The following is a 23,841-nucleotide window of genomic DNA, read 5'->3' as shown; positions in this document are numbered from 1 at the left end:
GTCGGCATTCGGGTCACCGGCTCGCCCGTTCACCGGAGGGTTGCGCCGGGTTCCGCGGGACGACCGCCACCGCTTGGAAATCGGCACGCCCCAACAGCCCGGCGGCCTCGCGGACCTGGTCGGCGCTGGTGCCGCGGAGCTCGGCGACCGCTTCGGTGAGCCAGTGCGCACCAAACGGGCCGCCGACCACACCGGCGAGCATGTCGGCGAGGGCGTTCGGGGAGTCGAAGGCGAACGGAATCTGAGCGGTGCAGTAGTCGACCACCCCGGCCAGTTCGGCGTCGCTCGGCGGATCCTCGGCCAGGCGCCGCAGCTCGCGGCGGATCGTGTTCACCGACGCCTCCAGCCGCTCATGCGGTAATGCGGACCGCACGAACACGCGTGACCGGTCCGCGGACCAGTCGTATCCCGCGTAGACGATGGCTCCCTTGCCGTCCAGCCGCAGGGCGGCCGTGACCAGGCGGGACGCCGGATGGCCGCCGAGTACCCCGATTGCCAGGTGCAGGGAGGCGGCCGAGGGGATCCCCGCGGGCTGGGGCGTCCACAGGGTCAGATGGGCGCTCCGGCCCCGTCCAGGCAGAATCAGTGGTTCGCCGTCCGGTGCCCACGGTTCGTGCTCGACGGTCCCGTCCGGGGCGAGCGCCCACCATGCGCGGAAGGACTCCACCGCCATGGCGCGCAGCTCCGCCGGATCCACCGGGCCCACCGCCACAAGCAGCGCGCCGTCCGGAGCGGGGGCCGCCACCTGTTCCTCATCGGTGGTCTCGACTCCGGCCATGCTCAGCGCCCGGATCGCAACGTCAGCGAAGGCGTGGGGTGACTGCGGCGGCCGCGCCGGGGGGAGCCCGCTCCATGTTCCGGCAGGACCCGCGAGCACCGATCCCAGGCGGGTGAGCCAGTCACGGACGCGTTCCGGCGGTGCCGCTCCCACCGCTGTCAGCCACTGGCCGTCCGTGTCCAGTTCGAGCGAGGTACCGGTGGTCGGCCCGCCGAGCCCGGCGAGCCGGATCTGCAGGGCGCGGACGAGCCGCCCCTCCCGGCCGGGCCGGGACCACACCCGCGTGCCCAGGGGAACGCGCAGCCGGAGCTCGACGAGGGGGACCCGGGTGTCGCGGGCGCCCACGAGGCGCATCCGGCCATCGACGGCGGTATCGAACATGTCGGCCGCCACGTCCGACGTCTGCGGTACGAGGGCCGGGGGTGTGCGCGATCGGCCGGAGTCCGAGCCCAGCCGGGCGGCCGACCGGCGGGGTATCTCGGTCTCCGGCTCGGCGGGAAGGCGGGTCGGCCGCTCCCGGGTCTCCCCGGGGACGAGGACCAGCGCGGCGGTGCGGGCGCCGCCGAGCCGGCGGGCCGTCTCGGGCAGGAGGCCGGCCGCGGCATCCAGCCGTTCGGGGATCCGGTGGAGCAGCGCGGCGTCACCGAGCAGGATCTCGGTGCGGCCCAGCGAACGGGCCAACCGCATCGGATCGGCGTGTTCGCGGTGGTGCCGTTCGGCGATCCTGGCCGCCGCCTCCTTGCCGGCGGCGGGTGATTGCGCGATACCGGCCGCGCGGCCCCGCAGCCCCGCCAGGAGCGGGGCCGCGTGTTCGGCGGCGGGGACGAGCGCGGTGGTGACCAGGGTGTCCGGGCCGCGGGTGTCGAGGGGCTCGAAGAACCCGCAGGAGCAGTCCACGCGGGCGGGCGCCCCTCCCGGTAGCTCGACGGGACCGTCGGCGAGGAGTTCGGCAGCGAGCATATGGGCGAGGTATCCGTCCAGGTCCTCCTGGGGGGAGGGGAGCCGGTGGGCGAACGCCACCGCCGCCCCGGAGAGTCCCGGCTGGGTCCCGGTGTGCCACTGGTCGGCGGTCCAGTCCGGTTCGGTGCCGGGTGCCTTGAGAGGTGAGGGCGAACGGGCCCCGATGCCGCCGAAATGGCGGGCGACGAGGTCGGTGGCCCGGCCCCGCGAGAAGTCCCCGGTCAGCGTGAGCACGGCGTTGCCGGGGGTGTAGTGGCGGTGGAAGAAGGCGGCGCACTGGTCCGGGGTGGCGTTGGCCAGGTCCTTGGGGCTGCCGTAGCCGTCGTGGGCGTTGGCCCACGTCCGGTAGACGGCGGCGGGAAGGGAAGGCCAGGACAGATCGTCGAGCGGGCCGCCGTGGATCGCGGCGTCGATCTCCTCCCGGATGCCCCGCAGTTGGTCGCGGACGGACTCCGCGGTGAACAAGGGGGCGCGCATACGGTCCGCTTCGGCGAACAGGGCCGCCTCCAGCGCTCCGGCGGGCACCTTCTGGAAGTACTCGGTGTAGTCCTGGCGGGTGGTCCCGCCCGATTCGCCGAAGCTCTGCACGATGTGGTCGTGGAAACGGCCGTCCGGCAGGTTCCGGCTGCCCCGGAACATCAGATGCTCAAGCAGGTGCGCGAATCCGGCATGGCCCGGTTCCTCGGACCGGAACCCGACACCGTAGTGGACCGCTACGCCCACCCGGGGAGTCCGCGGGTCCGGAGCGAGCACGACCCGCAGCCCGTTGGCGAGTGTGTACCGGTGGATCGGTTCGGGAGGCATCGGTGCCCTTTCACGGTCACATGGACAGCAGGCGGCTAAGGAGGGAGCCGTAGGCCCGGATCTCGACCGCGTTCCACGGAAACGACGCGGCATAGTCGTGCAGGTGCAACGCGATCCGCAGGGTCGCGGCCCGGTGGCAGGCATCGCCGAGTTCGGCCCCGTAGCCCTTGCCGAACGCGTCGGCCAGTTCCTGCCAGGCGGAGGGATCGCTCCCGCGCCCCCAGCGCAGCTCCATCAGTTCGCCCAGGACGAAACCGAGGTCGTACTCAGGGGCGCACACCGCCGTATCCTGGCCCGTCAGCAGGTCGGCGCGGGTCAGCCCGGCGTCGGGCACCAGCGCTCCCAGGCTGGGGAATCCGTGCACGATCACCGTGTCCCGCCGATCGGTGAGTTCCCGCGCCCAACTCCGCAGCGTGCGCCAGTGGTCCTCGCCGACCACGCTGCGCAGCAGCCGCCCCACCGAGGCCGACTGCGAGCTGAGGGGGCGGTCCTCCAGCCAGCGGTTCAGCCGCTCCAAGGCCGGGGGGAGCGGGCTGTGCACGGGAGCGGGGGCGCATTCGTGGAGTCCCCGCAGTGCCTCCCCCATGCCGTGCAGCAGGTCGGGCAGGGGCCCGCCGTCGTCCCAAGCGCGGTCTTCGGAGGTCAGTGCCGCCGCCACGGACGCGCCACCAAGGGTCCGGTAGTCCCGGCGGCCGGGCGCGTCGCCGCCCAACAGCAGGCGGACGGTTCCGCTGGAGTCCGCTGCGTGGCGGGCGACCTCCGGGGGGACGGGGCCGAATCCGTTGGGACGCAACCATCCCGGCTCGACCGTCCAGATGTGGTCGGAACCGCCGGTGCGGGCGACCCGGCAGCGCTGCAGCGCGCTGCTGGTCCCTTCGCGCGGATCGGGATGTGCGGGCCGCGCCTTTTCCACTAGTGCTGCGCGGCGTTCCTGCAGGCGCCACAGCGCGTCGTGCAGGGGTCCGGAACTGCCGCCGCCCTGCTTGCCGGTGGTGAGGCTGATCCCCTCCAGGGGAGGCACGAGCACGATGTTGCGGCGCTCCACCAGGCGGGCCCAGTGCTGCTGGAAGGGCTCGGCCTCACTCGCCCCCGGCGGAACCGATGGCACGACCGCGACCGGAACGGTCGTGGACTGCAGGGCCAGCAGCGACGGAGTGTCGGCCAGCCCGAGCGCGAGCCGCCCCATGTAGTGCAGGGTGGCTGGGAAGACGATGGCCGCCTCGGCCCACTCCTGCAGCCGGACGTGCAGCGCCCCTTCCCCGCCGGCGTCGTCGGGCCATTCGTCGAAGACGACCTTCCTGGTGCCGGCCGCGCTGAGCGCGGTGGGCGTGGCGAACCGCGCCGCGCTCCGCGTCATGACCACGGTGATCTCCAGGTCCGCAACGGAGCCGTGCAACCAGTTGAGCCACCCCGGGATGGTGCTCGCCGGCGCGGCACCGGTGACCACGAACAGCAGCCGGCGCACATCCACGTCGGGGGGCGCCAGGTTGTCCGCGGTGGGTAATCCGTTCACTGTTCCGTCTCCTTGAGTACCGTCTCGATCTCCGCCAGCGCCGCCGCGGTGCCCGAGACCTGGTGTGTCCCGGTGAGGTTGATGACGACCTCGTCGGCGCCCGCCCGGTGGAACTCGGAGATCCGCCCGGCCAGTTCGGCGGGGCCGCCGGCGAGGAAGGCGCCCGCCTCGATGACCTGTTCGGCCGATTTGGGCAGGTCATCGGGGTCGACGGCGATCCCGGCCCGGCGCAGCATGTCCTGGTAGTGGGGGCTGCTCAGATGGGAACCGCTTCCCGCCAGCAAGACCCGCAGCGGGTCCCGGTCCGGTGTGTCCACGCACATGGGGACAATTGCGACGACACGCGGCACCGGCCGCCCCGCCTGGGCTGCTCCCTCCCGCATCCGGGGGAGCAGTTCGTCCCGGAGGTAGGAGGCGGGCGCGAGCCAGGTGATCGCCGTGTCCGCGACCTCGCCCGCAAGGCGGGCCATCCGCGGGCGCAGCACGCCCACACCCACCTCCACGCCTGGGTGCGGCACCGGGTAGAGGGACATGTCGCAGCGGACGTAGTCCCCGTTCAACCGCACGTGTTCGCCGGCCAGAATGCTGCGGACGGTGGAAACGTACTCGCGGGTGGCCCGCAGCGGACTGTCGTAGGGCCGCCCGAGCATCGCCTCCTGGATCCCGGGCTCACCCGGGGAGAACCCCGCGACGACCGGGTGGCCCGTGGCCAGCGCCAGCGAGCGGAACTGCAGGGCCGCCTGCAGGGGGTGCCGGTAGGGCATGAGGGTGACACCGATGCCCGCGGGCACCCGGAAACCGGCGCCTGCGGTCTGGGTGAACGAGTCGAGGGGGTCGATCAGCGGTGTGTGCCCCTGCCACAAGCGGGCCGCGGATGTCCACTGGACGAGGGCGGCGTAGGGCAGCATCTGCTCGGACCGCATCGGGACCAGCGGCATCAGCACGGAGACCGCGCCCATCAGGTGCCGCTGCCCGTGTCCGGTGCGGCCGTGCCAACGGCCGCCCCCTGGCCTTGCAGGAGCGCCGTGTAGGCGGCCGAGGTCACCGCGAGGTGGTTGTGGGAGCCCTGGCCGACGACCCTCCCCTCGTCCAGCACGACGATGTGGTCGGCCGCGCGAACGGTGGACAGCCGGTGCGCCACGACCACGACGGCCCGGTCCGCGGCGAGGCGGCTGACGGTATCGCGCAGGCGGTTCTCGCTCACACCGTCCAGTTGGGAGGAGGGCTCGTCCAGGAGCACCAGCGGTGTGTCCGCGGCGATCGCGCGCGCCAGCGCCAGCCGCTGGCGCTGGCCGCCGGACAGGTCGGTTTCGCCGCCCAGTACGGTGTCGAGGCCGGCGGGCAGGCCGCGGACCGCTTCGGCCAGGCCGACCTCGGACAGCACGGCATACAGTTCGTCGTCGCTCCGGCCGCTCTCAGCACCGAGCAGGAGGTTGCTGCGCACCGTATCGGACAGCAGGGTGAACGACTGGTCGACATAGGTGATCCGCCCCCGCAGTTCGGACAGGTCCGTTGCGGTGGTGTCCTGCCCCAGAACGCTCACCGTGCCGGCGTTGGGGACCATGAACCGTTCGATCAGCCCGAGCACGGTACTCTTGCCCGCTCCGGAACGGCCGACGATGGCGGTCAGCCCGCGCCTGGGCACGTCGATGTCAGCCCCGAACAGCGCCGGGCGGCCCTCGTAGGCGTAGTCGACCCCTTCGAACCGCACGGCGGGAGCGTCGTCGGACGCGGCCGGTGCCCCGGGGCGGTCGCCGTCCTTCTCCAAGGGCAGCGAGAGGACCTCGTTGAACCGCTGCTGGGCCACCAGGCCCGCCTGGATGGTGGCCATACTGGTCGCGGCCATGAGGATCGGGGCCGCCAACTGCAGCATGTAGAGCAGGAACGCCGCGAAGACGGCCATGTCGAGTTGGCCGTCGAGCACGCGGACGCCACCCGCGATGATCACCACGACCAAGGCGACCTGCTGGCCGAAGGTGATTGTGGGCACCACCAGCGACTCCAGCCGGGCGGCCTTGAGTTCCAGACCGCGCACGTGTTGGGCCACACCGGTCAGTTCGTCACCGATGCGCTTCTCGGCGCGGCTGGCCTTGATGACCGTGACGGCGTCCAGAGCGGCGACGAACCGATGGGACATGGTGCCGATGTCGCCTTGGACCGCCATGTAGATGCGGCGCAGGGCGCGGAAGACCCCGAAGACCAAGGCGAGCGCGATGGCGAACGCCGCGACGGTCATCAGGAGGAGGCCGACGTCCAGTACGGCCATCAGCACGATTGTGCCGATGAGGTTCACCGCGGCCATCGGCAGCTGCAGACCGGTCTCCACGGCGGCCTTGATCCGGGCGGAGTCGGAGGTCAGCCGCGCGGCCAAATCACCGGAGCCGATCCCCTTGATCTTGCCGACCCAGGTGCTCAGGCTGTGCCGCATCACGCGTTCTCTGGCCCGGAGGATGACCGTGTTGCCGACCACCTGCAGCTGGTAGGTGGCCAGCGCGTTGGCCACGGCGCCGATCAGGGCGGCCGCGACCATGGCCGCCACCCACACCGCCACCGGGGAACCCTGGCCGAAGTCGTCGATCACCCTGGCCATGAGCATGGGCAGGGCGAGGGTTCCCCCGGACGAGAGCAGGGCCAGGACGACCACGGATGCGATGCGGCCCCGGTACGAGAGGAGTTCCGAGACCACGTCGAAGCCGCCGGGCGGCGGAACCAGGGCCGCGATTTCGGAGGGCGGCTCCGCCGGGTTGGTTCCCTTCGAGTCGCTCATGACACCACCGTGAATTCCAAGAGGGAGCGGACGGCGGACTCAGGGCCCCGCCACGACAGTTGCAGCCCGGCCGCCTCGGCGGTGCCGATCAGTTCCGGCGCGGTCCGCGCGGGAGTGGTGATCGTCGCGGTGATGTACAGGTCGGACGCGGTGGACGCCGGATCGTCGGCCGCCGCACCGGCCTCGGGCAGGTTGACCTCCGACAGCAGCACCCGCCCGCCGGGTCCCGCGGCTTCGGCGACCGTGCGCAGGACCCGCCGGGCCTCCTCGTCGGTCCAGTCCGCGAGGATCGCGGACAGCAGGTAGACGTCGGATCCGCTGGGGATCCGGTCGAAGAAGCTCGCCTCGACCGCCTCCCCGCGGTCGCCGAGTCCCGCTGCGGTCAGGCGCCGCTGCGCGGCGGCGACCGCGTTGGGAAGGTCCACCACGCGGCCGTTCAGGTGGTCGTGCTTGCGCAGCAGTTCGATGAGCAGGGACCCGGTGCTGCCGCCGACGTCGGTGACATGGGTGACCGATTCCCAGGGGTAGGAGTCGATGATGATTTCAGCGTCCCAGCCCACGCCGGAGCCCAGCACGGCTTCGAGGGAATCGGCGTAGACGGGGTCCCCCTGCACGTCGGACCAGAAGTCCGTGCCGAAGACCTTCTCGTAGGAGGGGCGTCCGGTGCGCATGGTGTGCACGAGGTCCATCGTGCCGAGGTCCGCGCGACCGAGGACGCCGTCGGTGTCCAGCATGGCGCGGACGCTCAGGGGGCCGTCGGAACGGAGCGGTTCACTCATTTCGGTCAGCGTGTAGTGGTCGCCGTCGGTGCGTTCAAAGACCCCCAGAGCGGCCAGATGGCGCAGCAACCTGGTCAGGCGGTCCGGATCGGCGGAGACCAGGCCGGCCAGGTCGGCCGCGGCGGTGGTACCCGCGGCGATGTGGTCCGCTAAACGCAGGGTGGCCGCCGCCCTTATGGCCGCGGGGCGCAGGATTCCGGCCATGTCGAACAGGGTTCGGACCGCCTCCTCCGCGCTGGTCGAGGGCTGAGTCGACACTCGTCTGGCTCCTTCTGGTCGGCGGGGACGGTCCCGCCCAGGTCGTACTCGGCCGCCGTGGCCCTGGGCGGGGAGTGCCGCGGTTCCGGGCACCTCGGGTCGGGTCCGTTGGTGCCGGGCAGCACGGGGGTGGGCGTTGGTGCGGCCGAGCGGCCGCTTCGTCGTAGCGGGTGCGGTCCTGCAGGCTCCGTGGCCGATACCGGCGGTGTTTGCCGGACCCGGCCACCGGGCCGGGCGGCCGGCGATCCAGCTCACCCGGCCCGGCCGGCCGGCAGGGGCACGGCCGGACACCGGAAAACCCGACTGCTTCCGGTGGCGGTCGTGCTCACCTGCCGGCGGCCGCGGCCCCGGGTCTTGCGACCCGGCGAATTCCATCAGGCGGTTGGACCGCCTAAGGGGTTAGCAGTGGATGACGACCGTGTAGGTGACGTTGAAGCACGGCACCGAGCTGGCCGATGCGCAGGGGAGGGTGGTGGCGGGCGCCTCGGAGACCGCGTCGGCGGACAGCTCCTCAGCGGACACGTAGGAGTCGTAGGCCCCGATGAGTTCCATTACGGAGGTGTTCTTGTCGTCGCTCATGAACTTCTTCCCAATCGTTTGGGGCGGATCGTCCGGTTGAAAGGCCGGACTGGGGGTGTACTCGGATACGCCCCCAGGGAGCTCTTCAACCTCCGCCGGGTGAATGCAGGTTGCGGAACGGGGCGGCGGGGTCGATGCCCGCAGCCGTGTACTCCTCGACCAGGGCCTGTTCGAGGGGGACGTCCTCCTCGGCCGCTGCGCGGATGAGTGCCCGCGCGGTCACCGACGCCCGGTGCTGCCCGAAGCTGAGTCCGCGCATCTGGGGCCTGGAGTCGTCGGGTTCCCACGCGAGCGCGAGCCCTGGGGCGAGGATCCGGGCGAACACGGAGGTGTCGGGGTGCAGGCCCGGCAGGCCGGCGAGCCTTGCGGCGAGCAGTTCGGGCACCTCGTCGGAGGTTTCGGTCAGGTACACGACGAGCGCGTCGCGCCGCGGGTAGAGCGCGTGCGAGGAGAGGACCTTGGCCAGGTAGCCGGCGCCCCGGGCCTCCATGAACTCCAGGGCGCTCTTCCAGGCGGGGTAGGCCGATTCGGGGTCGCGCAGGTGTGCGTACAGGCGCAGGCGCGGCTGCCCCTTCACGCGCGTGGAACCGCCGGCCAGGAAGAACCCGGGGGAGACGGCGGGGCGGCCCGCAGGCACCCGCAGTACCGCCCGGGCCCCGGGAGGGCCGTCCGCGCCCTCGACGAGGTCGGACGCCTCGGCCCAGACCCGGACGCCTCCGCGCAGCACCAGTACCTGGTCCGGTGCAGGGCGGGGGGTCGCCGCGGAGTCGCACAGCACGACCTCGTCCAGGGTGTGGCGATGCGGAAGTGCCGCAGCGAACATCCGGTCGAGTTCGGGGTCGCGGAGCAGGTAGGGGCGTTCGTCCTCGCCCGCCGGGCCCGATGAATGGAGGGTGTTGTAGAGGGCGCCGGACAGGGCTCCCCGCAGTTCGGACGGGTGCGCAGCCTCCACGAGCCGGCCCGCTACATCGGCTCGGGCCCGGTCCGGCTCGACGGTGATGCCGGCGAGCGCCTCCAGCAGGCGCGGGCAGAGCGCGTACGTTGCGTAAGCGGTCATGCGCGGACCTCCCCGAGCCCGATGGCGGACGCGAACCGCTCGGGGTGGATGAGCGCCGCGCGGCCGATGCCCGCTGCGGCACGTTCGATCCCAGTGAGGCGGTTGGTCCGGCTTGCGGAGGCGAGCAGCCGCTCCAGCAGATGCCATCCGGCGTGGGCGGTGGCCCGTTGCGGAAGGCCGGGATCAGCTCCGGTGTGCTGTGCGCGGTAGGCGCGCCAGAAGCGCTCCACAAGCGGCCGCACTCGGGCCAGGTTGGCCGTGCCGCGCTCCATGACGTCCTCGTGGGTCAGGTCGGCGTCGCGGAAGGCGGACCCGGCGGGAGCCGAGACGATGTCCAGTACCGCCCTCTGCAACCACTGGCCCGCGTAGTTGCCGACGTCGCGCGCCGGATCGGTGAGCCGGAACTCCTCCCAGTCGCTGACGTACAAGGTCCCCGCGCTGATGAGGAACTGGTCGAGCCGCAGGTCGCCGTGGGAGGGCACCGCGGGGTTGGCGGTTTCGGCGGAGCACAGTTCGGCGATGGCCCGGACCAGCGGCGTGTCCTGCTGGAACAATCGCCAGGTGTCCACCTCGGCGATGGTGAGGGAGTCGTACATGCCGCGGGGAAGCCCGATGAAAAGGCTGGGATCGGGCATGTGCGGCTGCGACGCGTCCAGGTCGGCGAGGTAATGGCGGGATCCGGCGTGCACGGTGCCAAGCGCACTTCCCGCCAGTTCGGCGAGTGGAATGTCGAACCGGTCGTCGGCCGCGAGTTCGGCTCCCGTTTGCGCGTCGTCGATGTAACCGAAAACGCACAGTCCCGTCTCCGTGTCGCTGGAGAGGAGTTTCGGGGAATTCAGCGGCCCGGGGCCGGTATCTTCGCGGAAACGTTCGAAGGCGCGCATCCGTTCGATGCGTTCCGAGATGTAATTGCTTTTCCCAGTGAGGCGTTTGACGAAAACATGCCTACCTGATTCGGACGGACCCAGCCAAATATCGTTGCGTCCCGGGGAAGTGGTGACCTCCGACCGGACCAGTGGGCCGAATCCGAGTTGTTCGAGGAGTGCGTCGACCTCGGGTACTCCCGCGAGATCGACAGGAGTGTACCGCGCCGGTCTTCGTGTGGTGTTCACAGCCGTATTCACCTGCAGGTAGTCGAGCGTCTGATCGAATTCGTTCAGCCGGCACGGTGAGTTCGTCGATGCGGGGCGGTCTGCTCGACATGGCGGGTCAGGGCCTATTCGAGTACTTCGGTGGCTTCCGATTCCGGTTTCTGCTGCGGTCGTTGGCGTGCTGCGCCCGGTCGCATATTTCAGCGGTGTGTGGTCCATGAATTAATTCATGAAGATTCGAATTAAGTGGACAGCTTAACCTTCGGAACTCGGCGTGGCAAGACTGGGTAAGACCGAGAGGGGCCTGCCCTGCATATGGATGCATGCCGCACGGTCCTAAGCAGCACTTTTCTTGTCGGTGAATCCCTTGGCCGAATCCGGACACCCGGCGGTGGAGTACAACTCCGCAGGAGGATTTTCCGGCTCGGCCGGCCGCCGGAGATGATCATTTGGGCCCGGGAATTCGCTGCCCGCGGTCGGCTTCATGGCCTGGTCAAGAAGCCGCTGGAGGGGAACCGGGTCCGGCGGCCCGGCCGGCGTCCCTACGCGCCTCGACGCGACCCGCACGGCCCGGTGGACCGGTCGGCGTGCCGAAAGCGCCGGTCCCGGACGGATGAAGTCGCAGCTCACGGATGTCGAATAGGCGCTCGCGGTCGCCGAGCCGCCGATCACGGAAACGGGGGATACCCGCCTCAGGAGGAATGTGGGATCGTGGCGTCCGGGGCCGCGGATTGTCCGTCGTCGAGGCCGCTCAATGCGGCGCGGAAAGTGGTGCCTGTTATGGGCGGACCCTCTGAGGCGGCCCCGCCGCCGGTCCCGCGGGAACGGAAGAGAACCGGGCGGTTCGACTGGCAGGGGCTGAGATCCGATCTGCGCGGCGCGGTGCCCGACGCAGCCCTCGCCCTGGTGGTCACGGGCCTCGTCTTCGTGCTCCTGTACGTCCGGGTCGAGAACGGGACCTCGGCGACGATCCGCGTCATGCCGATGCTCGCAGACGCTCCCAAGTTCTGGATGTACTGGCTGTCCCAGGCGTTCGGCTGGTCGGGGTTGCTGTGGGCCTACGTAACGGTCCTCTTCGGCCTGCTCCGGTCCGGACCCCGCCCTCCGTGGCAGTGGCTGACCGTGCCGCGGGTGGAGAAACTGCACCGCACGACGAGCCTGACCACCATCGGGCTGATGTTCATGCACGCGTTCATGTTCTTCGCCGACCAGGTCCGGTCCAACCAGCAGGACTTCTCCTGGGCCGGGGGACTCCTCAAAGCCTTCGCCGACGTCTTCGTCCCCGGCGTCTACTCGTCCGGTACCGGCCGCATCGCCATCCTGCTGGGCCTGCTCGCGTTCTACCTCGCGATTCCGTTGGGGCTGGCCTTCTACGTGCGCCAGCGGACCGGATCGCGCATGTGGCGCGCCCTGCACCGGTTCATCATCGTGGTCTATGTCCTCAGTGTGTGGCACACCCTGCTGTATGGTACGAACGTCTGGTTTGACGGTCCGTTCCGCACTCTGGTGTGGGCGCTGCAGATGCCCCTCGCCGCGCTCCTGCTGCTGCGTCTGCTTGCGCCGGCGCGTCCGAGTGAACGCCTGCGCCTGCGAGGGCCGGGCAGGGAATCGCGGACGCTGCCGCTGACGGCGCGGTTCGCCGGACGGCTGGCCGCCGCGGCCACCGTGCTCGGCCTGCTGGCCGTCGTCATCACCGGGGCCGACGGGGGCCGCACACCGGGCGGTGAGCCGCCGGGGCTCTGGCCGGAGCAATGGGTGATCTGGGCGGGCCTGCTGGTGCTGGCGCTCGTGCTGGTGGCCGTCGTCCACCGCACGCGGCCGCCGGCCGCCGCACCCCCGCCGGGGCCGAGGTCCGGCGGCACCCGGCGGTAGCGCAACGTCCCGCGGAGCAAGGAGACCGGCGCCTCACTCCGCTGGGGTGATGTAGGGGTCGTTATCGGCAATCTCGGGGGAGAACGGCACCGGGACCACCGGTACGTACTTGCCGCTGGGATTTCCCACCTGGTTCTGGTTGAACTTCAGGGTGCCGGTGGCGCCGCGGACTTTGAACGGCGCGTTCATGATGTGGTCGCGGACGTCCTCGGGCGCCGGCGGGGGGCCCTGCTGCTCGGCGTGGGCGTGGGCCGACCTGATCGCAGTGACGGTAATGGCCAGCGAGTCGTGGTAGGTGGCGGCGTACCCGTTCTCCAGGTTCTCCGCCAAGGTCGCGGAATCCCGCTTCATGCGTTCGCTGTAGTGGGAGTAGAAGTCGGCGAAGCCGGCAGGCTCGCCTTCGTTGCCCGGCTGCGCCCAGCGGGGATCGGATCCTGTGGCGGTGAGGAGGGTGATATTGCCTTCTTGCAGGGCCGACAACTGCTCCTGCTCCCAGGGGTATTCGCCGATCTCGGCGAAAACCACGGAGATGGGGTCGGATCTGCAGCTGCGGTGGCCCAACACATCCAGGAACGTGCGCAGATCGGGGGCGCGCCCGGCGAAGAAGACCATGTCGGGTGGGGGGTCGAGCGTGCAGATGGAGTCGGTGATGGGGCCGAAGACGTTCGCCCCGAGCTCGTCTATCGACTGGCCCTGGAACGTCCGGCGGAAGTCGATGTAGTCGCCGAGCTTTGCCTCGTAGCCATCGTGCAGTGTTCTGACGAACAGGTCCTCTTTTACCTCGTCGGAGACCATGACCGCGGAGTCGAGGTCGTCCCGGTTGTGCAAATAGCGGTCGAGCGCGGTGACGAAGTCGGTGTTGCTCGGCGCGGCGCGGAGGAGGCCGTCGACCGCCTCGTGGTCGATGCCGTCGGCCGTCGAGGCTCCGGTGACGACCGGTATCCCATGTTCGGTGAGACGCTCAGCCGCCTTCTTGGTCCGCTCGGTGCCCAGGGCCTGACCCATCACCGCGACCAGGGGGACCTCGTCGTCGGCCATTGCCTCGATCCGGGAGACCGGGACGGTCCACTCCTGCTGCCTGCTGCCCTCGTTGGCGAGGTAGAGCTGGATCAGCGGCTTCCGGTCGCCCAGTTCCGGGGTGCGGTTGGCCCTGTACAGCGCCACGTAGGCGCCTTCCAGCGCCCTGAGCGCCTGGCTGGGCGTGATCGCTCCCTCGGCGGACGTGGTCAGAGGGGACAACAGCGCCACCTTGACCAGCGGAGTGTCCTCGTCCTTGGCGGCCTCCCGCGCCGCCTCGTCGTTCTCGTCCTTGATGGCCTCGCCGATCGCCTGCAGTTGCGGGGTGAACGCATACGAACCGTCGGTGACCCCGACACACTCCCCGCCGGCATGGCGCACTCCGTTGAACCATAATCCGCACCGCAGCGTCGGCACCGCCCACCAGATGGTGCCGGCCACCAGGGCCAGCGCGACCGCTCCCGCCCCCCATGCCAGGATGCGGAGCCTGCGCTGGGCGTGCGCCACGGCCGGCGGGCGCGGGATGGTCCCGGGCCCGTTCCGCTGTCCGGTTCGCTTCGCTGCCACCTGGTCTCCTTCGCCCTCTCGCGGCCGCGCTGCGCGCGGGATGCCGACGTTTACGTCCAGTCGTGTGCCAAGCCGCCATGCCGCCGGGCTTCCTGGAACAGGTCGACCGGCTGGTTGCTGTGGGCCGCCAGACCGCGGAAATCGGTTGCGATCTGCGTGTGCAGGAAATATCGGTCCGGCGAGGTGCGGGGATCGGCGGCGATCCACAGCCCCGCCGCGATGCGGGCGACAACGGGAAGGTGCCGCTGTGCCGCCGCGTGCTCTTCGGTGCCGCCGTCCGCCCCGGCGGTAGCGGCCAGGTCGGTCTGCAGCCGGTGCGGCGCCTGTTCCGCGGTATCGCCGGCGTCGTCGCTGATGTGCGGCACCGAGGTGACCTCCGTGAGCAGCTCGACCCAGGGCGGCCCATCGCCGTCCCGGGGCGCGCGGCGGTCCAGACGCTCGGTGAGGCTGCGGGCGACACCGGCAAAGTCGCCCGCGCCCAGCGCATGGTAGAGCTCCCCGGTGGTGTCGCCGGTGGTGCGGCAGCGTTTGCTCAGGTCGCGGTGCAGTTCGGGGACCAGGTTGCCGTCGCGCCGGAGCGACCAGCGCAGCAGCAGCCACCGCAGTAGCGAGTGGTCGCCGGTCTGCGCGCCGTGGGCCCACAGGCATGAACGCCACAGCGTCTCCGGGCTGAGCAGGGCCGAGTGGAGGCGCTCGGCGATCAGCCAGGCGGCGTCCTCGGTGGTACGAGCGGTTGCGAAGACGGCCAGGGCCGCCAGCAGGTCGTCGTCCAAGGGCGCGGTCTCCGGGATGCCGGGCAGACCGAGCAGCAGGTCCTCCCGCAGCCGCTCTTCGACGGAGATCCCGGTGGGCACGTCCGAACCCTCGGCTATGGACCCGGGCTCCTCCTGCACCAGCAGCGAAGGGATTCCGCCCTGGGCGGCCGAAGGCCACAGGGCAACGGTATGCAGCAGCAGCGCCGTGGTTCCGGGATGGCCGCCGGTGAGCTGGTGGATCAGGCGCGGCACCCGGTGGTCGACCTCGCCGGGCAGGTCGGGCCGCGCCAGTGCCTCGGTCTCGTCGCAGGTGAGATCGCGCAGCGGAATATCCCGCAGATGGTTCTCGCGGGTGAACCGCTCGGCCGGCCGGCTGGTCGCGGCGATGACCATGGGATCGGCCGGATGCCCGTGGACCGCGGAACGGCGGCAGGTCGACAGGTACTGGTCCAAAAACCGCCGGCCGGCCTCGCCATCGATGTTGTCCAGCAGCAGCACGCAGTCGTACATGCCCGGCCGGGCACGGTTCCCGCGGTTGAAGGCCGCACGCAGATCGGCGACGAAGGCCTCCATCAGGAGTTCGCTGACCCGACGGCGGTTGTCGGCATCGGAGAAGTTGCGCGAGCGGCGGTTGAGGTCGGCGAGGGCGTCCATCGGATCGTTGGTGAGCCCCTGGTCGCGATGGCCGTACCAGCGGTAGGGCTCGCCGAGCAGAAACCTGTTGCCGAACTGTCCCAAGGCGATCTGGTCGACACCGAGCGAGGCGAGCGCGCTCACCGGGGCGTCCAACGGCGCCGCCACGGCCTGCCCTGCCAGTTCGCCGGCGGCGACACGGGTGGCCTCCCAGACCTTGTCGTAGCCGCGGTGCTGGCGCAGGACCGCCGACATCCGGCGCCGGAACGCCTCGGGGTCGGTGAAGTCGGTCTCCTCGTTCATCGCCAGCCTGCCCACAACCAGCCGGTGGAACCGGAGGCGGCCGTATCCCGGGCATTTCCGGCCCAACTCGTAGGCCAGGTCCGACAGCACCTCCGGCAGGTCCAGGTCCGTGCTCCGGTCGACCTGGTCGAAGTCCACCTCGGCGTAGGGCACGACCTGGTCGACCTCTGCGGCGAGTTTGCGCAGCAGAGAGGACTTGCCGCTGCCGCCGGTGCCGGTGAAAAGGAGCACCGGGGACCGCTCTTTCGGCCCGGTTCTCTGTATGGCGTTCCGGAGTGTTTCAACCGCTTCCAGGCGGCCGTAAATCCGGTCGGTACTTGGCGTGAGCACCGGTCTCCCCTTCACTGCGCACGGCGATCACCGGATGGCGCCGACCCGCTCCGGTGCGGTAACACCGACAGCACTGCGCAGCGGCGCCGAGTGCGGACTTCGATGCCGAATTCCCGTATGCGGGTCTCCGGAGAGCAGGGGATCGGAAACAGGTCTGCCGGCGGCATCCGGACCACCGTCGTGCGCGACTAGTGTGCAGGTAAGGGTAAATGTAGCAGTCCTTCCCTATTCGCGGTGGATGAAAACTGCGTTCCACTGGCCGTGTTGCGGCGTTCCGCAAATAGGGAACCGATATTAGCGGGGCTCGCGGGGCTGTGTGCAGGCCGGATAGCCTATTGGCCGATTCCGGCAACCCCGGGACTTGTGCCGCGCGGCGTGCCGTTTTCCTGTAGGGCCCCTCGGGTGTGGAAATCCGATGTCGGATCAACCGACTATCTGCTGACGGTGCCGGATCTACCCCTGCCACCTGGGGATTCGGCGCTATTCTGCGCCTGCGGCCGCGAACACCGCCCCTCGGACCGTGGCTTATGGGGATGATGGTGCCGTGTTAGTCAACTGGCGGAATTGTGCATCCTTCACCACCAACTGAAAACCGCTCAGAGCAGGAGCGGAGCGAACCGCGACTGATGCCGGCCCGTAGAACAGCAGTTGGCGGAAGAGCGTCGGCCGGGTCTCCTCCGGGGCCGCGCCGAGGATGAGGCCCCCGGTGATGCCGAGCGGGTTGATGTCCACGACCACCGAGGACAACGCCACCGCAGGTACGGCGCTGACCGTCGACGCGCCCGCGTCCACGACCGCGGGCAGCAGCGGCATTGCTGTGCATTGCTGTCACGAACACCGCGATCGAGCTTGCCGCGAACGAGGTGATGCCGGCGATGGAGCACAGCAGAAGCAGGGTGAGCATTGCCGAGCCCTCGATCGTGAGCAGTTCGCTGATGTGCTCGAAGGCGCCGAGCTAATCCGGGATCGGTGTCCTGGCCCCGTTCGAGCCATCCACCGATGTCCGGTCTGCGCTGGATCCCGCTGCGCAGCGCGGATCCGGTCGGGATCTGCCCGGTGCAGCCCAGCGGCAGCCGGCCCGCGCCATCGGCGCTGATCGTGCGCCGGCTCATAGCGGAGCGCGCAGCCGAACTCCCCGGTCGCGCCGCAGACCTCCCGCATGGTCCCAAGGCGCCCGCAGCGGCGGGAGCGCCGCGCGCACGCATGCGGCGGCGGTCCTGAACCGGTTCGGCATCCGATGGCGAACCGGTTTGGCGGAAGGTGCGCCCGCATCCGACCCGAACACCACGCCTTCAGGGCCGGCTGCGCGTTGCAGCCGGCCCTGTACCGGTTCAGCCGATCCGGCGAATTTTCCGATCCGAGCACCGGCGGCTCGCGGGAGTTGCGGACGCCGGGGGAGTACCGATTGGCGGATGGCGATGGAGATTGCGGTTTTCCCTGCGCACTCGCGCTGGGGTCCGATTCGTCCGCATAGGATCACACGCTCGGAATTGCAACGATCGGATCACGCCGTGACTACTCGTGCGCCGATCCGGCCACTTCGCCGCGGTCCCGAGTTCTGCGACCCGCCTGTTCCCGGCGTTGCCCGCCACCGCCGAAGGCCCGGACAAGAACGGAATCGACACTGAATCTGCCCGGCCCGTGGGCCAGGACCAGCAGGTTCACCGCCGCCAGCACCAGCACGTACTCGTAGCCGCCGTTGTCGAGCATGAGCCCGTTGGGGGCGTGCACGAAAACCAAGGCGCCGATCATATTCACGATCAGTACGGCCGCGCCCGCGCGGGTCATAAGCCCCGCGAGCAGCAGCAAACCGCCGATCAACTCACCGTAGGCCAAGAAGATGCCGCTCAACTCGGGAAGCGGAATCCCGAGATCGCGATTGCTCTGCACGACCTCGGCCACGCCCTGGCCGGCGACCTTGTCCCAACCGTGGGCGAGAAAGACGGCGCCGACACAGAACCGCACCACAAGCACGACCGCGTCGGTCAGCAGGGCATGCGAATGCATCAGGTATTTCATCGGTTCTCCTTCGATGAGGGATGCCGCCCATTCGAGCAGGGTTCACCACCCCCGGAGAAATACCGATTGCGTAGGCCAGGCTACCCTAAGAGCATGCATGAGGTTGACCTGCGGGAGCTGCGCTACTTCCTCGCGGCTGCCGAGGAGTTGAATCTCTCCCGAGCGGCCGAGCGCCTGGGAATCTCCCAACCGCCCCTTTCCCGCGCCATCCGGCAGATGGAGCGGCGCATCGGCGCGCCGCTGTTCCACCGCCACCACAACACCATCCGGCTGACGCCCGCAGGCGCCACGCTGCGCAGTGAGGCACGCAAGGTCCTGGAGGCGGCGAGTGCGGCCACGCGGCGCACCCGGCGCGCGGGCCGCGAGGCCGCGCTGCTGACCGTCACCACCACCCCCGGCCGCAGCACCGAACTGCTGCGGCGCATCGCCGACGTCTATGCAGGCCTGCCTGACGCGGCCGCCCCCGATATCGAAGTCACCGGCTGCAGCACCCAGGAGGCGGCCCTGCGCAGCGGCGAAGCCGACCTCGCCCTCCTCGGCACGCCTTTCAACGCCGAGGGCCTGTGTGTGCGCACCCTGTACTCCGAAGAGCGGGTGGCGGCCGTGCCGGCCGGCCACCCGCTGGCCGGAAGTTCCGCACTGCGCTGCCTGGACCTCCTCGGCCATCCGTTCCCGCGCTGGCCCGGAGACACCGATGCGGCCCGGCGGTACCGGTCGGGGCAAGACCAGGCGGGCGCCACCGGCGAGGGCACGGCCCAAGGCCCGCTCGTCCACGACATTTCCCAGCTCATCGAAGTGGTCGGGCTGGGACAGGCGCTCGCCCTCGTGCCGCGCCATGTCGCCGAGGCCAATCCCCGCCCAGACCTCACCTACGTGCCGATAGCCGACGCCAGCGCCTACCGCACCGTCCTCGCCTGGCCTGAAGGGCCGACGAGGCCGGCCGTCGACTTGTTCGTACGCACCGCGGTATGCCTCTTCACCCCCGACGCACCGCCCCTCACGGCTCGGTGAGGTCCAGGGTGGCCAACGGGGACCGGTGGTCTCCCGCCGTCCCTCGGCGCGCCGGTGACCGCGCTCACGGCCAAGAGAGCGGTCAGTCTCCGATGACGCGTCCGACCAGGAACCGCCAGCCGTCGACCAAGGGTTCGTCGGCGCCGGGCTCCGGCGGTTCGGGGGCCGCCTGCTTCATCGGCAGATACAGCATCAAGGGCCCTTCCAGAGCGGCGGTCAGCTGCACGGCCAGGCCGTCGAGGCGGGCCGGGGGCAGCCCGGCCTGTTTCAAGAGCATGCGGATGTGGGGCTGGGTCATGCCGACCGCGCGTGCCGGTACCGGCAGGGCGCGGTCCACGGCGGCCCGGGCGATCGCGTGGTGCTCCAGGAGGTAGGGGATGCGGGCGCACCCGTAGGCGACCAGGCGCGCCGCAGGGTCGGCGCCCGGTCCCAACGGCGGCGGCCCCGACAGGACCTGTTGCTGGAAGCGGTGCTCGGCATCCTCGAGCAGGGCCTGGAAGATACCGGCGCGGCTGCCGAAGCGGCGGAATACGGTGCCCTTGCCCAGGCCCGCGCGCTCGGCGAGGCCGTCCATGGTCACCTGGCCTGTACCCATTTCGGCGATCATCGCGCGGGCCGTCTCTAGGAGGTGCTCGCGATTGCGTGCGGCGTCCGCGCGTTCGCCGCGCGGCTTTCCGAAGGGCGCCAGGGGCACAGTCACCCGGCCAATCTACCGCGGAAAGAGTAATCGGGGTATAGTCCGTTTGAGTCAAGCGGGGGATAGTCCGCTTATGGTCCGGCCGTACGGCCGCGCACCGCCATCCCGCGAACCCGAACACCCTGGGAAGAGAACCTGATGAACCTGTTCCGCCTGGACGCCAGCATCCTGCCCGGGACCTCCAACAGCGCCGAGATCGCCGACCAAGCCGAGGCCGAATGGACCGCGGCCCACCCGCAAGGCGCAGTAACCCGCCGCCACCTGGGCACCGACCCGCTGCCCGCCGACGCGTGGGCCCTGGCCACCACCGGCTCCGTCACCGCTGAGGACGACCGCACACCGGCCCAGCGCCAGGCCTTGGACCTGACCGCCGCACTGGCCGCCGAACTCCAGGAGGCCGACGCCGTGCTCCTGGCCGTCCCGCTGTACAACTACGGCGTCTCCCAGCACTTCAAAACCTGGGTCGACCTGGTGATCGCGGGTGCTGGTCCCACCAACCCGCTGTTGAAGGGCACCCCTGCCGTGCTCGCCACCACGCTCGGCGGCGGCTACGGACCGGGAACCCCGCGCGAGGGCTGGGACCACTCCACCCCGTACTTGGAGCGTGTCATCGGCGACATCTGGCAGGCCGACCTGACCCTCATCAAGTGCGAACTCACCCTGGCCGCGACCACACCGGGGATGGAGAGTCTCAGGGACCTTGCCGAGCAGGAGCGCGCGAAGGCCTTGGCCGCCGCCCGTGATGCCGGCCGGGAGCTCGCCGCGCGCTGACGGCCGTGATCAACCGGTCCGCGCGCTCCACGGCCCGGGCCACCAGCACCCCGGTGATCGCTCCGATGTGCAACGAGGCTCCCGCCCGCCATGCGCTGGAGGGCGGGAACCGCCTGCATTCCCGGCCCGCGGCCGAACGGGCGGCGCCGGTCAGCTGAACTCGACGCCCTGGGCCAGGGGCAGTTCCCCGGAGTAGTTGACGGTATTGGTGGCCCGGCGCATATAGGACTTCCAGGCGTCGGAGCCGGACTCGCGCCCGCCGCCGGTCTCCTTCTCACCGCCGAAGGCGCCGCCGATCTCAGCGCCCGAGGTGCCGAGATTGACGTTGGTGATCCCGCAGTCGGAGCCCCGCGCGGACAGGAAGATCTCGGCCTCCGCCTGGTCGGTGGTGAAGATCGCAGCGGACAGCCCCTGCGGAACCCCATTGTGCAGTGCGAGTGCTTCGTCCAGCTCCCGGTAGGTGACCACGTACAGGATCGGGGCGAACGTCTCGGCCCGCACGATCTCCGACTGGCCCGGCATCCGCACGATGGCGGGTTGCACGTAGTACGCATTTGGGTACTCGTCCGCCAGGACGCGCTCGCCGCCGGTGAGCAGGGTGCCGCCTTGGGCGCGGGCGTCCACCAGGGCCTGTTGCATGGCGTCGAACCCGGCCTTGTTGATCAGCGGACCGACGAGGTTCCCTTCCTCGCGGGGGTCCCCGATGGTGAGCGTGCGGTAGGCGCCGACAAGCCGCCCGGTCAACCGCTCGGCCACCGACTCGTGCACGATCAGCCGGCGCATGGTGGTACACCGCTGCCCGGCGGTGCCCGCCGCCGCGAAGACGATGCCGCGCAGCGCAAGGCCGAGGTCCGCGCTCGGCGTGACGATCGCCGCGTTGTTCCCGCCGAGCTCCAAGAGGCACCGCCCGAAACGGGCGGCGACCCGCGGGCCGACCTCGCGGCCCATCCGCGTGGATCCGGTCGCCGAGACCAGGGCGACCCGCCGGTCGTCCAGGATCTCCTGGCCGGCCTCGCTGTCGGCCAGTACGAGTTGGTGGATATCCTCGGGCGCGCCGCTCTCGCGCACGGCCCGGGCCAGCAGGGCGTTGGCCCCCGCAGCGCTCAGCGCGACCAACTCGGAGGGTTTCCACACCACCGTGTCGCCGCAGACCAGGGCCAGCGCGGTGTTCCAGGAGTACACGGCCACCGGGAAGTTGAACGCCGAAATGACACCGACGACGCCGATCGGGTGCCAGGTCTCCATCAACCGGTGGCCGGGCCGCTCCGAGGGCATGGTCCGGCCGTAGAGCATGCGGGACTGGCCGACCGCGAAGTCGCAGATATCGATCATCTCCTGGACTTCGCCTTCGGCCTCCGAGGTCGTCTTGCCCGCTTCGGCCTGGACGAGCACGGCCAGCTCCCGCTTGTGCTCGGTCAGCAGCTCGCCCCAGCGCTTCACCACGTTGCCGCGGGCCGGGGCGGGGACGTCCCGCCATGTCCGGAAGGCGGTGTCCGCCCGACCGATCGCCGCGGCGACCTCGCTGCGGGAGGCGTGCGGCGGCGAAACCAGGTCCTCTCCGGTCAACGGACTGCGCACCAGCGGTCCGCCCGAGAGCTCGTCCGGGCGGACCCCGCACATCTCCAGGGCGCGCCGAACGTCCGCGGCCAGATCGGACTGGTGAGGGCTCGGTGTCATGTCTGTACTCCTCGGGAGGTTGCCGGGGCGGCCGCCGTTGCGCAGGCGGCCCGGGACGAGGCGGTCATCTCGTGCGGCGGTCATCAGGAGAGCCGGGCGGGATCGAGCCGGTCAGTGCCGGGCAGGGCTGGTCAGCGCCGGTCAGGATCCGACCGCGGCGGCGGTGTCCAGCCGGCTGCGGAGGCGGGCGATCGATTTGTCCTGCTGGCGCCGATACAGGTCGTGGGGGTCGGCTACGGGCCGGCCCACGATTTCGGCCATGACCGCGGCACTGTAGTCGGCGCCCCGCTGGGAGTCGTCGCGCGACCCTTCGCCGCTCAGGTTGGATTGGAAGATCCCGGCGGCGGAGCGGGGCAGGAAGTCCTCGTAGACGATCGGCTGGGGGACGGCGATACCCGCCTTCACCAGGTCGGCCAGGCCGGCCGGATCGGCGGGATCGGCCAGGCCGGCCGATCCGCGGCCGCAGGCGTTACCGCGGGCGCGCAGGGCGGCTTCGTCAAGTGTGTAGGTGAAGTAGCCGAGCCCTTCCAGCGCGAGTTCCGTTTCGGTCCGGGGCAGGTTCTCCGCCCAAACCGCGCGCGCCACCTCCGTCCGCACTCCGCCGCCCTCCCCTTGGCCAAGGCGGCCGTCGGTCTCGGTGACAAGCCGGTCATAGAGGTCCCGGCCAGCGGGGGTCAGCGCGATTCCGCGCTGTTCGACCTCGCCGAACCGGACGCGGATTTCGCCGCGGCCCACGGTGCCGTCTTCGAAGCGGAAGCTTCTCTGTTCGGCCAGTGCGCGGAAGGAGGTCTGGCGCAGCAGCACATCGGGGCCCTCCCACCGGGGCGGCCCCTGCACTTCGTCGATCATCGCGATCCCCCGGGCCGCCATGCGCGCATAGAGGTCGTCGATGTCCAGCACGCGCGGGGTCAGGTGGTTGATGTGCGTGGAGGTCACGCCGCCGATGTCGGCGGCCACGGCCGAGACCCGCTCAAGCTCCCGGTACCACGCGTGGTCGACCGGGTCGGCGGACAGTTCGAAGGACCGGGTAGCCAGGTGCAGCAGCCGCGCATCGTCCGGCTGTTCCAAACCGCCCTGTTCGGCGGCACGGTCCGCCAGCGCCAGGAGTTCCGGGGGGAACAGGGTCCGGCGACCGACGAACTCCTTGAGCCGCCGCCGCAGGTCACCGGTGAAGAACCGGGGATCGTCGGCGGCGAGCATCGAGGTGAACACCCGGAACGGATTGCGCGCGAGTTCTCCGGGGTCGACCGGCCTGAAGGCGGTCGCGACCACCGGAACCGACGACGCGGCGGCGTCACGCAGGTCGTAGAACCCGACGGGATACATGCCGAACGCGGCGAACACCCGCGCAACCTGCGACATCTCCTTGCGGGAGCCGACGCGAACGGCCCCGTGCCGTTCGGCGGTGACACGGTCGGCGGACCCCAGGCGTTCGGCGCCGGCGCCGTCGCGGCGCAACCGGTCCTGGTTCACCTCGGTCGCGACGTCGACGAGGGTTGTGTAGGCCGGGACCTCCCGGCCGTACATCGCCGACAGGCGAAGCGCGAACTCGGCCCGGAGCTGCCACAGGGCCGTGAACGGCATGACAACCAGTCCTTTCCGT

At 70.5% G+C, this 23,841-nt stretch carries 18 protein-coding genes; 3 read left to right on the top strand and 15 right to left on the bottom strand.

Annotated features, from left to right (window positions below):
- Nucleotides 1-13: 13 nt before the first annotated feature.
- The 8 genes from ACYVD5_RS22440 to lxmK all read right to left on the bottom strand — a co-directional run bounded on the left by ACYVD5_RS22440 (nt 14) and on the right by lxmK (nt 10,805).
- Nucleotides 14-2,542: a M16 family metallopeptidase gene (locus ACYVD5_RS22440; protein WP_461003098.1), complete on the bottom strand. Its 2,529-nt coding sequence runs from the start codon at nt 2,540-2,542 to the stop codon at nt 14-16.
- Between the two features lie 16 nt (nt 2,543-2,558).
- Entirely contained in the window at nt 2,559-4,055 is a 1,497-nt protein-coding gene (locus ACYVD5_RS22435) for a flavoprotein (RefSeq protein WP_461003097.1), read from the bottom strand.
- Nucleotides 4,052-5,014, bottom strand: coding sequence for an LLM class flavin-dependent oxidoreductase (locus ACYVD5_RS22430; RefSeq protein WP_461003096.1), 963 nt, complete (start codon nt 5,012-5,014; stop codon nt 4,052-4,054). The genes ACYVD5_RS22435 and ACYVD5_RS22430 overlap by 4 nt, the downstream gene beginning before the upstream one ends.
- Nucleotides 5,014-6,822, bottom strand: a complete 1,809-nt coding sequence (locus ACYVD5_RS22425; RefSeq protein WP_461003095.1) for an ABC transporter ATP-binding protein — start codon at nt 6,820-6,822, stop codon at nt 5,014-5,016. The genes ACYVD5_RS22430 and ACYVD5_RS22425 overlap by 1 nt, the downstream gene beginning before the upstream one ends.
- Nucleotides 6,819-7,859 (bottom strand): methyltransferase, encoded by a 1,041-nt coding sequence (locus ACYVD5_RS22420; RefSeq protein WP_461003094.1) that lies wholly within the window; start codon nt 7,857-7,859, stop codon nt 6,819-6,821. The genes ACYVD5_RS22425 and ACYVD5_RS22420 overlap by 4 nt, the downstream gene beginning before the upstream one ends.
- Nucleotides 7,860-8,258: 399 nt before the next feature.
- Nucleotides 8,259-8,438 carry an LxmA leader domain family RiPP gene (locus tag ACYVD5_RS22415; RefSeq protein ID WP_461003093.1) on the bottom strand — a complete coding sequence of 60 codons (180 nt, stop codon included), beginning with the start codon at nt 8,436-8,438 and terminating at the stop codon, nt 8,259-8,261.
- A gap of 85 nt (nt 8,439-8,523) precedes the next feature.
- Nucleotides 8,524-9,495 carry a T3SS effector HopA1 family protein gene (locus tag ACYVD5_RS22410; protein WP_461003092.1) on the bottom strand — a complete coding sequence of 324 codons (972 nt, stop codon included), beginning with the start codon at nt 9,493-9,495 and terminating at the stop codon, nt 8,524-8,526.
- The gene (gene lxmK / locus ACYVD5_RS22405) at nt 9,492-10,805 is read right to left on the bottom strand and encodes a class V lanthionine synthetase subunit LxmK (RefSeq protein WP_461003091.1); all 1,314 of its coding nucleotides are present in this window, start codon (nt 10,803-10,805) and stop codon (nt 9,492-9,494) included. Before lxmK ends, ACYVD5_RS22410 begins: the two co-directional genes overlap by 4 nt.
- 561 nt (nt 10,806-11,366) lie before the next feature.
- Between lxmK and ACYVD5_RS22400 the strand changes: the two genes are divergently transcribed.
- A complete protein-coding gene (locus ACYVD5_RS22400) occupies nt 11,367-12,458 on the top strand; it encodes a ferric reductase-like transmembrane domain-containing protein (protein WP_461003090.1) in 1,092 nt (363 codons plus the stop codon).
- A gap of 33 nt (nt 12,459-12,491) precedes the next feature.
- Here ACYVD5_RS22400 and ACYVD5_RS22395 read toward each other — a convergent pair whose 3' ends face one another.
- The 4 genes from ACYVD5_RS22395 to ACYVD5_RS22380 form a co-directional block, all read right to left on the bottom strand.
- Nucleotides 12,492-14,042 (bottom strand): ABC transporter substrate-binding protein, encoded by a 1,551-nt coding sequence (locus ACYVD5_RS22395; RefSeq protein WP_461003089.1) that lies wholly within the window; start codon nt 14,040-14,042, stop codon nt 12,492-12,494.
- Nucleotides 14,043-14,092: 50 nt separating this feature from the next.
- Nucleotides 14,093-15,964 carry a hypothetical protein gene (locus tag ACYVD5_RS22390; RefSeq protein WP_461003088.1) on the bottom strand — a complete coding sequence of 624 codons (1,872 nt, stop codon included), beginning with the start codon at nt 15,962-15,964 and terminating at the stop codon, nt 14,093-14,095.
- A gap of 624 nt (nt 15,965-16,588) precedes the next feature.
- Nucleotides 16,589-16,876 (bottom strand): hypothetical protein, encoded by a 288-nt coding sequence (locus ACYVD5_RS22385; RefSeq protein ID WP_461003087.1) that lies wholly within the window; start codon nt 16,874-16,876, stop codon nt 16,589-16,591.
- 702 nt (nt 16,877-17,578) lie between these two features.
- Nucleotides 17,579-18,082: a DoxX family protein gene (locus tag ACYVD5_RS22380; protein ID WP_461003086.1), complete on the bottom strand. Its 504-nt coding sequence runs from the start codon at nt 18,080-18,082 to the stop codon at nt 17,579-17,581.
- 93 nt (nt 18,083-18,175) lie between these two features.
- Between ACYVD5_RS22380 and ACYVD5_RS22375 the strand changes: the two genes are divergently transcribed.
- On the top strand, nt 18,176-19,093 hold the full coding sequence (locus ACYVD5_RS22375; RefSeq protein ID WP_461003085.1) for a LysR family transcriptional regulator: 918 nt from the start codon (nt 18,176-18,178) through the stop codon (nt 19,091-19,093).
- A gap of 82 nt (nt 19,094-19,175) precedes the next feature.
- Here the strand turns inward: ACYVD5_RS22375 and ACYVD5_RS22370 are convergent, their stop codons facing one another.
- Nucleotides 19,176-19,793 (bottom strand): TetR/AcrR family transcriptional regulator, encoded by a 618-nt coding sequence (locus ACYVD5_RS22370; protein WP_461003084.1) that lies wholly within the window; start codon nt 19,791-19,793, stop codon nt 19,176-19,178.
- A gap of 135 nt (nt 19,794-19,928) precedes the next feature.
- On the opposite strand from ACYVD5_RS22370, the gene ACYVD5_RS22365 reads away from it, so the two are divergent.
- Nucleotides 19,929-20,561, top strand: a complete 633-nt coding sequence (locus ACYVD5_RS22365) for an FMN-dependent NADH-azoreductase (protein ID WP_461003083.1) — start codon at nt 19,929-19,931, stop codon at nt 20,559-20,561.
- A gap of 150 nt (nt 20,562-20,711) precedes the next feature.
- Here the strand turns inward: ACYVD5_RS22365 and amaB are convergent, their stop codons facing one another.
- On the bottom strand, nt 20,712-22,238 hold the full coding sequence (amaB, locus tag ACYVD5_RS22360; protein ID WP_461003082.1) for an L-piperidine-6-carboxylate dehydrogenase: 1,527 nt from the start codon (nt 22,236-22,238) through the stop codon (nt 20,712-20,714).
- Nucleotides 22,239-22,379: 141 nt separating this feature from the next.
- A complete protein-coding gene (hglS, locus tag ACYVD5_RS22355) occupies nt 22,380-23,822 on the bottom strand; it encodes a 2-oxoadipate dioxygenase/decarboxylase (protein WP_461003081.1) in 1,443 nt (480 codons plus the stop codon).
- Nucleotides 23,823-23,841: the final 19 nt, after the last annotated feature.

Source organism: Streptomonospora sediminis (assembly GCF_054778995.1).
This window is presented reverse-complemented; position numbering and strand designations above follow the sequence as displayed.

What these genes read in the sequence shown, in the direction of transcription:
- ACYVD5_RS22440 (WP_461003098.1), bottom strand. Translation starts at nt 2,542, where the DNA reads ATGCCTCCCGAACCGATCCACCGGTACACACTCGCCAACGGGCTGCGG.
- ACYVD5_RS22430 (WP_461003096.1), bottom strand. Translation starts at nt 5,014, where the DNA reads ATGGGCGCGGTCTCCGTGCTGATGCCGCTGGTCCCGATGCGGTCCGAG.
- ACYVD5_RS22425 (WP_461003095.1), bottom strand. Translation starts at nt 6,822, where the DNA reads ATGAGCGACTCGAAGGGAACCAACCCGGCGGAGCCGCCCTCCGAAATC.
- ACYVD5_RS22415 (WP_461003093.1), bottom strand. Translation starts at nt 8,438, where the DNA reads ATGAGCGACGACAAGAACACCTCCGTAATGGAACTCATCGGGGCCTAC.
- ACYVD5_RS22410 (WP_461003092.1), bottom strand. Translation starts at nt 9,495, where the DNA reads ATGACCGCTTACGCAACGTACGCGCTCTGCCCGCGCCTGCTGGAGGCG.
- lxmK (WP_461003091.1), bottom strand. Translation starts at nt 10,805, where the DNA reads ATGGACCACACACCGCTGAAATATGCGACCGGGCGCAGCACGCCAACG.
- ACYVD5_RS22400 (WP_461003090.1), top strand. Translation starts at nt 11,367, where the DNA reads ATGGGCGGACCCTCTGAGGCGGCCCCGCCGCCGGTCCCGCGGGAACGG.
- ACYVD5_RS22385 (WP_461003087.1), bottom strand. Translation starts at nt 16,876, where the DNA reads ATGCCGCTGCTGCCCGCGGTCGTGGACGCGGGCGCGTCGACGGTCAGC.
- ACYVD5_RS22380 (WP_461003086.1), bottom strand. Translation starts at nt 18,082, where the DNA reads ATGAAATACCTGATGCATTCGCATGCCCTGCTGACCGACGCGGTCGTG.
- ACYVD5_RS22375 (WP_461003085.1), top strand. Translation starts at nt 18,176, where the DNA reads ATGCATGAGGTTGACCTGCGGGAGCTGCGCTACTTCCTCGCGGCTGCC.
- ACYVD5_RS22365 (WP_461003083.1), top strand. Translation starts at nt 19,929, where the DNA reads ATGAACCTGTTCCGCCTGGACGCCAGCATCCTGCCCGGGACCTCCAAC.
- amaB (WP_461003082.1), bottom strand. Translation starts at nt 22,238, where the DNA reads ATGACACCGAGCCCTCACCAGTCCGATCTGGCCGCGGACGTTCGGCGC.
- hglS (WP_461003081.1), bottom strand. Translation starts at nt 23,822, where the DNA reads ATGCCGTTCACGGCCCTGTGGCAGCTCCGGGCCGAGTTCGCGCTTCGC.